The 8981-nt window shown below is 43.7% G+C and carries 6 protein-coding genes and 1 pseudogene; 6 read left to right on the top strand and 1 reads right to left on the bottom strand.

Annotated elements, in window-relative coordinates:
* From AB7U36_RS12820 to AB7U36_RS12805, 4 genes are all read left to right on the top strand, one after another.
* Positions 1–209: FxsA family protein (locus AB7U36_RS12820; protein WP_428160157.1), on the top strand; the 209-nt coding region annotated here is incomplete at its 5' end.
* Between the two features lie 23 nt (positions 210–232).
* On the top strand, positions 233–1102 hold the full coding sequence (locus tag AB7U36_RS12815; RefSeq protein WP_428160156.1) for an HDOD domain-containing protein: 870 nt from the start codon (positions 233–235) through the stop codon (positions 1100–1102).
* A 159-nt stretch (positions 1103–1261) separates the two neighbouring features.
* The gene (locus tag AB7U36_RS12810) at positions 1262–1996 is read left to right on the top strand and encodes a response regulator (protein ID WP_428160155.1); all 735 of its coding nucleotides are present in this window, start codon (positions 1262–1264) and stop codon (positions 1994–1996) included.
* Between the two features lie 131 nt (positions 1997–2127).
* Positions 2128–4500 (top strand): flagellar assembly protein A, encoded by a 2373-nt coding sequence (locus AB7U36_RS12805; protein WP_428160154.1) that lies wholly within the window; start codon positions 2128–2130, stop codon positions 4498–4500.
* Between the two features lie 13 nt (positions 4501–4513).
* Here the strand turns inward: AB7U36_RS12805 and AB7U36_RS12800 are convergent, their stop codons facing one another.
* Positions 4514–5668 carry a tetratricopeptide repeat protein gene (locus AB7U36_RS12800; RefSeq protein WP_428160153.1) on the bottom strand — a complete coding sequence of 385 codons (1155 nt, stop codon included), beginning with the start codon at positions 5666–5668 and terminating at the stop codon, positions 4514–4516.
* Positions 5669–5994: 326 nt separating this feature from the next.
* On the opposite strand from AB7U36_RS12800, the pseudogene AB7U36_RS12795 reads away from it, so the two are divergent.
* Positions 5995–7116: pseudogene (locus AB7U36_RS12795) on the top strand (transposase).
* A gap of 257 nt (positions 7117–7373) precedes the next feature.
* A partial coding sequence (locus AB7U36_RS12790; protein WP_428160152.1) for a PAS domain S-box protein occupies positions 7374–8981 on the top strand: 1608 nt, incomplete at its 3' end.

Below are 8981 nucleotides of genomic sequence, written 5' to 3'. Positions count from 1 at the left end.
ACCAGGGACTTATGCCGGCCGAAGAACTACTGGATGCCATTATCATCCTCATTGCCGGATTAATGCTCATTACACCCGGGCTTTTAACGGACACGGCAGGCCTTTTCCTGTTATGGCCCCCCACTCGAAACACGTTTAAACGCTTTTTACGAAAAAAATTTGACGAGATGGCGGCCAACGGCAGCATTAACATCACCCGGTTTCATTAAACCGGACAGATAGTCTGCATTTAATGGAAATAAAAGAACGAATCCTTGAAATAGTTCAAAAAAGGGAAAGCGATTTACCCACGCTGCCGGATGTTGTGGATAACCTGATCCGAGCGGCTTCTGACGAAAACACAACCACAGAAGACTTAGCCAAAATCATTTCACATGACCTGGGCATGACCAATAAGCTGATCAAACTTGCAAATTCCGTTTATTATGCTCAAAGAAATAAAGTGGATACCATTAAACGGGCCATTTCCGTGATTGGGTTTGATGAAATCATCGGCATTGCCCTGGGCATGGAAATCTTATCCAGCGTATTAGATACTTCAGGCCTAAGCCTTGATATGAAAGCATTGTGGATACACGGTATCGGCGTGGCCACGGCCTCAAAGCAGCTGGCAAAGAAGACCAATCCGGGCATTACCGGAAAGATTTTTGTCCCGGCCCTGCTCCATGATATGGGCAAGGTGATTTTCTCGGTCTATTTTAAAAGGGAATATAACGAAGTCCGGCAGTATGCACTGGAAAACAGGCGTCCCCTGTATTTCAGCGAAAACATCCTGTTCAAGCTGGATCATGCCGCATTATCCGCCCTTTTGATGACACGGTGGAATTTTCCTGCATCCATCATTCTGCCCTGTAGGTTTCATCATGCCCCGGAATCGGCGCCGATCCAATACCGCCATCAGGCCCTGATCATCAATCTTGCAGATTATCTTACACAGAAAGCCCAGATGGGGCATTCAGGCAATCCGATTCCTGTTACCATCAAAAATGCGCCCAAGAAAATCGGCATTAATGAATCGGCAATGATCCAGATCATAGAATCCCTGAAGGCCAAAGAGCCGCAGATCAAGGAATTTTTCAAAATTACCACAGCCGTTAGATGATCATTGGCTTCCCACCGCTTTTTCTCCGGGAACTATCCAGAATTCGTCATTTTAGCCTCTTGAGAAAAAATTTAAAATGACTTAAGCTTGTACATTGGTAATAAATTTCACGAAAAATTATCCAATTGATGATTCTGACACCATTTCTATGGGAGCCAAATGACCACGGGTTTTGATCATACAATTCTGATTGTTGATGATGAGGAAAAAATCGGGAAAGCACTTGGACGTCTGATTAAAAGGACAGGTGCCCGTTCCTTTTACGCGGCTTCCGGTCCCCAGGCGCTGGATTTCATTCAAAAATCAGAAAATCCGCTCTCCATGATACTTTCGGATCAAAGAATGCCGGGAATGGACGGCATCCAGTTTCTGGAGAAGGCCAGGGCCATCACCCCGAATACGGTCCGATTCCTGATCACCGGCTATGCAGATATCAATGCGGTTTCCGGCGCAGTGAATCAAGGCGCTGTCCACCGGTTTATCACAAAACCCTGGGACAATGAGAATTTATTGGAGATGATTGAGTCAGGATTGCAATATTACGAATTGGTCGTTGAGAACCAGAACCTGTTTGCTTTGGCTAAAAAACAAAATACCCGCCTGTATAGTTTAAGCCAGGAGCTTCAGCAAAAAGCAGTGGCGCATAAACGGGTGATTGTCCAAAAAGAAAAACAGATCATTCAGTTAAAAAAGCGATTGGAAAAGGGGATTGGTGAGGCAGATTATTTCAAGCAGATCGAAAAATTGCTTGAGGAAAACCATATGCTTGACAAAGACAGAATTGTGTTATGCTACCTGGCTGTAATGAAAGATTTTTTTCTAAAATTTAAAGACCTTGCTGCCCGTAACGGTTTTTTTATGCCGACAGCTAATGAACTAAACCGGGAAGAGTAATTTTATTTTGCAGTCAAGGCAAAGGGGCGTGTACCATCGAAACCGGACAACAGGAAAATAAAATCCTGGTAATTGACCCGCAAGGAATTCTTGAAAAGAGAACCGGGCTGTTATCGGAAAAAGGATTCCGGGTGGATTGTTTCAAATCTCCTGCCGAAGGCCTGGAACGCCTGGCCCAGGATTCCGCCCTCCCATATTTTCTGATTATTGAGGGCTATGTTGAAATAGAGAAAGAACAGGAGACTGTTCTGGCAAAGGCTAAGGAAATTTCCCAGGAAACCCAGCGACTCCTGGTGGCGGCACCATCAGAGCTGCCCTCCTTTGTCAATGCAATAAATTCTGCCGGGATTCATGCCTGCCTGCCCCTGCCGTTTACGGCTGAAGAACTTTTTGTTCAAGTCAGACTGCGGTACGATGCATACCAAGCCTGCAGAAAAACAAAACACCTGCAAAAAACCATCCAACGTCAAAATAAGCAGCTGTTCCAGATAGCTGGAAATCTGAAAAAAAAAGAGACTCTGTATGCGGCCCAAATCCAACAAAAAGAAAAGGAAATCAGAATTCTGAAATCCAGGCTCAAGAACATGTTGGGAAATAATGAATTTAAACGTAGTGCAGAGCTTAGACACCTTTTGGAAAAAGAAAATATCAGTTTTAATTCATTTGGCTTCAGACAGGCATTTGATGATTTAAAAACCCGTGTCAGGGACATTTTTTCAGCCATTATTTCAAAAAGAGGTCATTCCGACACATTGACTCTTTCAGAAAAAGATATTTTCAACGCATTGACGACCCAGACCGATCAATTGGATGAAACCATTGATATCGCTGAGTACAGCCCCCTTGCCAGTCTGCTGACCCAGGAGATTCTGAATCTAATGGTTTGGCGGACCAATCGTGGACCAGGCCACCCTTCGGACGCAAAACTGTCGGATGTCCTAAAATATTTTACCATCGACTTCTCAGATAACAGGGTAAGGGCTTATATCCGGCTTGGGAAGGATACCCCGGAGATGGTGACGGTTTACATGATAGAACAGTTTCTCCACAAAAACGGGATTATCTTTGGCATCGCAGAAGAACCGGCCATCGAAAAATGGCTTTATGGAAATGCCCGAAAAGGAGAAAAACTGCTTATTGCTGAAGGCAAACAGCCTGTTCCGCCAACCCAGGGAAAAGTTCACTATTTTTTCCCAACCAATTTCAAGCGCGCAGGCAGACTGAACCCGGACGGAAGCATAGATTTCAGGGACAGAGGAGAAGTCCCCCATGTGGAAGAGGGCATTATGCTGGCTGCCAAGATCCATCCTGAGCCGGGAAAACCCGGCCTGGATGTTAAAGGCATGGAAATACCTGTGGCAGAGCCTGTAGATCCGGCTTTTGCTGCGGGCCCGGGCACCCGGTTTAACGAACAAAAGACTAAAATTTTTTCAACCACCCAGGGGGAACCTCATCTGGATGTTATGGGGGTTGTCTCGGTCAACAAAGAATTCAAGGTAAAAGGTGATGTGGGGTTTGAAACCGGCAATATTGACTTCAATGGCAATGTCATTGTTCCAGGCACGGTCAAGGAAGGCTTTAAGGTCAAGTGTATTTCACTCACAGCCAAGGAAATTTGCGGTGCACAGGTTGATATCTCCGGGGACCTGAACGTTTCAATGGGTATTATGGATACAAAACTTATCAACGTCAAAGGTAATATTCAGGCCAAATACATTCGCAACTCAACAATAAACGCGTTTGGAGATTTGACGGTTCAAAAAGAGATCATTGATTCTACAATTTATCTGAGCGGAGCCTGCAATAATGAAAGGGGGACCATTCTCAACTCAACCGTGTCAGCAAAGCTCGGGATTAAAGCCGGAACTGTGGGAAATGAATCTGCAGCGCCATCGGTTCTGACTGTGGGGGTGGATGAACATTTAATCCGTTTGGAGGATAAAATAAAATCCAATCTTTCAATTAACAGGGACATGATTAAGGAGTTTGCATCAGAAATCAGTCAGATGAAAGAGGTGGACAAGTGGCTTCACGGAACCATAACCGGGAATGCACATCTCCAGGATCGGGCCCAGATAGAGATTCGGGAACTTGAGAAAAAGAGGTCTGTTTTAAACGGAATAAAAGATGCCGCTGCATTAAAAAGCATCTCAGATACGATTCGGAAACTGGAAAACAAGGCGAAAAATGCAGGGGAAAAAATTAACGAATGGTTTGAACGTCAGGACCAGATACATAATGATATCTCATCAAAAAATATTAAAATTGAGGCGTTGGAAAATTCAAACAGACAACTTGTTGAAAAACTGGAAAATCTGGAACAGATTTCCAACAAATTCGAACCCATACCTGAGTTAGATATATCAAGGCACATTCAATCCCAGACAAAAATTAAAGCGCCCCATTCGTATAAAATCCTGAACAAGTCCTGTTCGCGATGTCTTATAAAGGAAAAGAGCCGGGATGAAGGCGGTATTACCTATTATGTGCTGGAAATAAATTAGAGAGAACCTTTTGTCATCTTTTCATCTTTTTAATATGGTTTAGCAGTCGGGCAGCATCATTGAAATGGGGGTCTATTTTAAGACATTGTTCCAAGAGGTTTATCGCTTCAGGGTAGTTTTTTCTTTCAAAATAACATACAGCCGTGTTTAGCAGGAGGATATGATTTAACGGATCAATTTTCAAACATTTCTGATACTGATCCGTGGCTGCTTCATATTCCCCCTGCTTTTTAAGTTCAAGCGCATACTTGTTAAAAACAGCAATTGATTCTAGTACAGGCGCTTTGGCACTTTGTAAATATTGACCGGCTTTTTCAAGATTGCCGGCCCCGAGATATGCCGCTCCAATGCTGGTATAATTTCTATTCGTAAGCGTATCGACTTGAAGGTTGCTGAATGTTTCAGATGCCTCCTTGATCTTTCCCATTTTAAGATAGATATTACCAATGCTGATAACAGCATCAGTGTTTAAGGGATTTATTGAATAGGCCATTTCCATATAGGAAAGGGCTTTTTCGTATTCAAATTGTTTCATACTTAGCTGGCCCAGCATATAGTATGCTTTACTGCTCTTTTTGTTGATTTTTAAGACCTTATGTAAGCATTCTTCGGCTTTATCATAGTCTCTTGTGCTAAGATAGCAATCACTTAAAATAAGATAGATATCAATATTATTTTCATATTCCTGCACGAGTGATGTTCCGTACTCAATCGTCTCCTTGACTTTTTTCCGTAAACTCATAGCAGTCAGCTTTTGCAGTTTGTACTTAATGGGATCCGGATCAAGATCCTTTTGTAATACTTTATTGATGTTAGCTATAAATTTATCTTCGGAAAAAGGCTTTTCCAGGTAAGCATCAACCCCTTCTTCAATGGCATAAAAAATTTTGTCATCTGACATTTCTTCAGCCAGCATCAAAACGGAAATATTAAAATAATTCGGGTCATTTCTTATTGCCATCAACAACTCAATGCCGTTCATGCTAGGCATATTCCAATCCGTAACAATCACGTTAATCATAGGTGATTTTTTGATCTTGTTTAAAGCGTCCGTACCATTTTTGGCCTGTATGATGTTTTTATAACCGTTATTTTTTAAGATACGTGAAGCCAAGGTCAATATCAGCTGCTGGTCGTCTACAAGTAAAAAATAGATGCGATCCTTCATTTTTGTTTCCATCATCCATCAATTGTTAGTTTATAAATGCTAAAATCTTGGCATAGGCCAATTGCAGCGGCCACTGTATCAACTCCGCTGGCTGCATCATGAAGTTAAGATTTTTCCAGCAGTGCATTAACAATTGTACATTCCGTTTAACCTGTTTAAACTGTATATGTATAACATTATCAGAAGTATTTACCGAAAACAAGGGGGGCATGGCCTCCCTGATCCACCGTCAAAAAAAAATAAAAAACCCCGTTGAGCTTGATGAGTCAAGCAGATAGAGTGTTTTGTGCAACCAAAAACCTATCACCAACAGGGTAAAACAAATTATGACACAAGGCGTGTTACCATTCAAGTACGAAGAGGAAGAAAGCAGGAACGAGATGACCGCGTTTGCTGGATTACCGGTCTATCTGGACCTTGCCGAAGTGATTGGATTATCCAAATCCATTCAAACACACTTAAAAATAAGAGATAACGGCCAGGGTTGGTCCGATTCACAGGTTGTGCTGTCTCTTGTTCTACTAAATGAAAAAGACAGAGATGCATGGCTTGACGCGCAAGGTCCGCAGAGCCTTGGAAATACGATGGCGTAAGGAGAAAAAACGCACGGTCCTCCCATCACCCAGCGCAGTATTCAGGTATTTATCCCAATTTCATGATGCAGAGCAGGAAAAAATTCGCTTGCAAACAGATGTTAAAGCATTTATCCCCAAGCACAACGAACATCTGATGGGTTTGAGGTTTATTAATAGGGATGTCTGCGCTGGATTAAATAATGCGAATCTCCAGAAAACAGCCACACTGGATATGGATGCAACTCTGGCAGAAACGATGAAAAAGAATGCCCTTTACTGCTATAAAGGATTCAAATCCTATCAACCTTTAAATGTATGGTGGCATGAGCACGGTGTTATCCTGCATACAGAATTTCGGGATGGCAATGTGCCGGCCGGGTATGAGCAGTTAAGGGTTTTTAAGGAGGCGTTGAACTGTCTTCCGGAAAATGTCGAACAGGTAAAACTCAGGTCAGACACGGCCGGTTATCAGCATGATCTTCTGAAACATTGTGCGTCAGGAGAGAATAAACGTTTTGGCCGGATAGAATTTGCAATCGAATGTGACGTGAACTCGGCGTTTAAATGAAAGAAGACTTGGCAGGAGGGAAGCTTCCATCATCGGATTTCGGTGTGAACGCTGCCTGGTGGTGGGTAATGATCATCGCCTTGAACCTGAATGTGATGATGAAGAATTTGGCATTGGCCCCATGCTTGAAAACAAGGCGAATGAAAGCCATCTGATTTTCGATTATCAATATTCCAGGTAGAGTAATTGAACATTCTCGCAGTCTGATATTGCGTTTATCTAAACGGCATCCATCCTATGCTCTTCTTGTTGAGGCACGCAGGCGAATTGCATTGCTAAATGGAGCCTGGGCGCCCTCAGGATAATCATATGAGACTTTTTTCATCAAAGAAATGGAACTTTTCTACCAATCATGGGATAATTGCGCCTAAATTACACTTAAATAAGACGAATTGTCCCGCAAGAGAGGTTAACGTTACCCAAAACGTCGTTCTCTGACATAAATAGTCGCACTCCGAGAAAAAATTTCCCGAAATTGTCCTTGGACAGGTGTTCAGAAAAATAGGTGGTGGATTGGGGAGGGGCAAACGCATTGATTAACTCAAGCCAAAGAGGCATGATAATGAAATTGTTTTTTTTTACGGATTCATACACGCTTGATAAAATCCGGTTTCTGCTATCCAGCCTAGGCACGATTTTCCTTTGCATGACCGTGGTCATCTTCATTGCCTGGCTGGTCAAGGGAAGACCCAGGCAGCTTTCCATTCGGGACTCATTGATTTTAACCTCCTTTATTTATGCAGCGCTAATCGCCACCAGCTCTGCCTTTGTCTTCTTGCTCTCCCAGATCCACGAGGACGGGCACGCCATTCATGGGCGCAATTTCGAGGCATTGAATCTTGCCCTTGAACTCAAACAGGCTTCAGATGATTTAACACGGTTTGCCTGTACATATACGGTGACAGCAGCGCCGGAATATGAACAATATTTCAGGGAGATCACCGCCATCCGCGACGGCATCCAGGCCCACCCCCAAGGATTTACCCAGTTCTACTGGGATTATGTGGCTGCCGGAAATATAAAACCGGATTACGACGGAGAGCGTTACAGCATTGAAAAAAGAATGATGAATTTGGGTCTTTCAGAAGAGGAAATATCCAAACTGTTAAAGGCGAAAGAAGCGTCCGACGATCTCATCAACCTGGAAAACATAGCAATGAACGCTGTCAAAGGCTTGTATAAAGACGACGAGGGGCAATTTACAATCAAGAGGGCTCCGGATATGGAAATGGCGCGCAATTTACTGCACGGCAAAGAATATCACAGCGCCAAGGCCCAAATTATGAAACCCATTGAACAGTTTTTTACCCTGTTGAAACAGCGCATGGACAACGAAGAGAACCAGTTACACAGACGCAGCGAAGCCATTGTTCTTGGCATCACCATGCTGGTCTTCATCACCATGGGGTTCTGCATTTATGTTTTTTTTCTGATGAGGCAGCGTATCATCCTGCCCCTTGCGGCGTTTGAGCAGGGCGCATTGGCAATTAAGAATAAAGATTATTCCCATTACATCGCCCTTGATACAAAAGATGAAATCGGATCCCTGGCTGCGGCGTTCAATGCCATGTCCCACAGTATCAAGGAACATATCTCGCGCCTGAATGCCACCATTGAATCGACCACCGACGGCATTCTCGTGGTTGACCTGCACCAGAGAATAACCGCGTATAACACACGATTCCTGAAAATTTGGCAAATTGATTCCAAGCTGGCCGAGACAGGAGCTGATCAGGTTGTGTTAAGTGGTATGCTGAAAATGCTTGAGGACCCGGATGCTTTTTTGGAGCGTATCAGACAAATTTATGCCAACCCGGAAGAAGAGGCTTTTACCACGCTGTTGTTACGCGACGGCCGGATTCTTGAGCGCTACTCAAGGCCCCAGCGGCTCGGCGACCAGGTCATTGGACGGGTATGGAGTTTCAGGGATGTCACCCAACGCCACCGGGCCGAAAAAGACCTTAAAAAAGCAAAAGAGACGGCCGAGCATTTATATAAAATGGTCCCCAGCGGGGTATTCACGGTTGATTTAAAAAAACGGATTACAAGCTGGAATGACCAGGCTGCCCGGATTACAGGCTATTCATCCGAAGAGATGCTGGGGCAAACATGCACCAAATATGCATTAGCCCCATGCACCCAGACCTGCGGATTGTTATCTTCAGATATT

The organism is Desulfobacter sp. (assembly GCF_050177295.1).
Note: the sequence above shows the minus strand (reverse complement) of the source record. Positions and strands in the feature narration are given on the sequence as shown.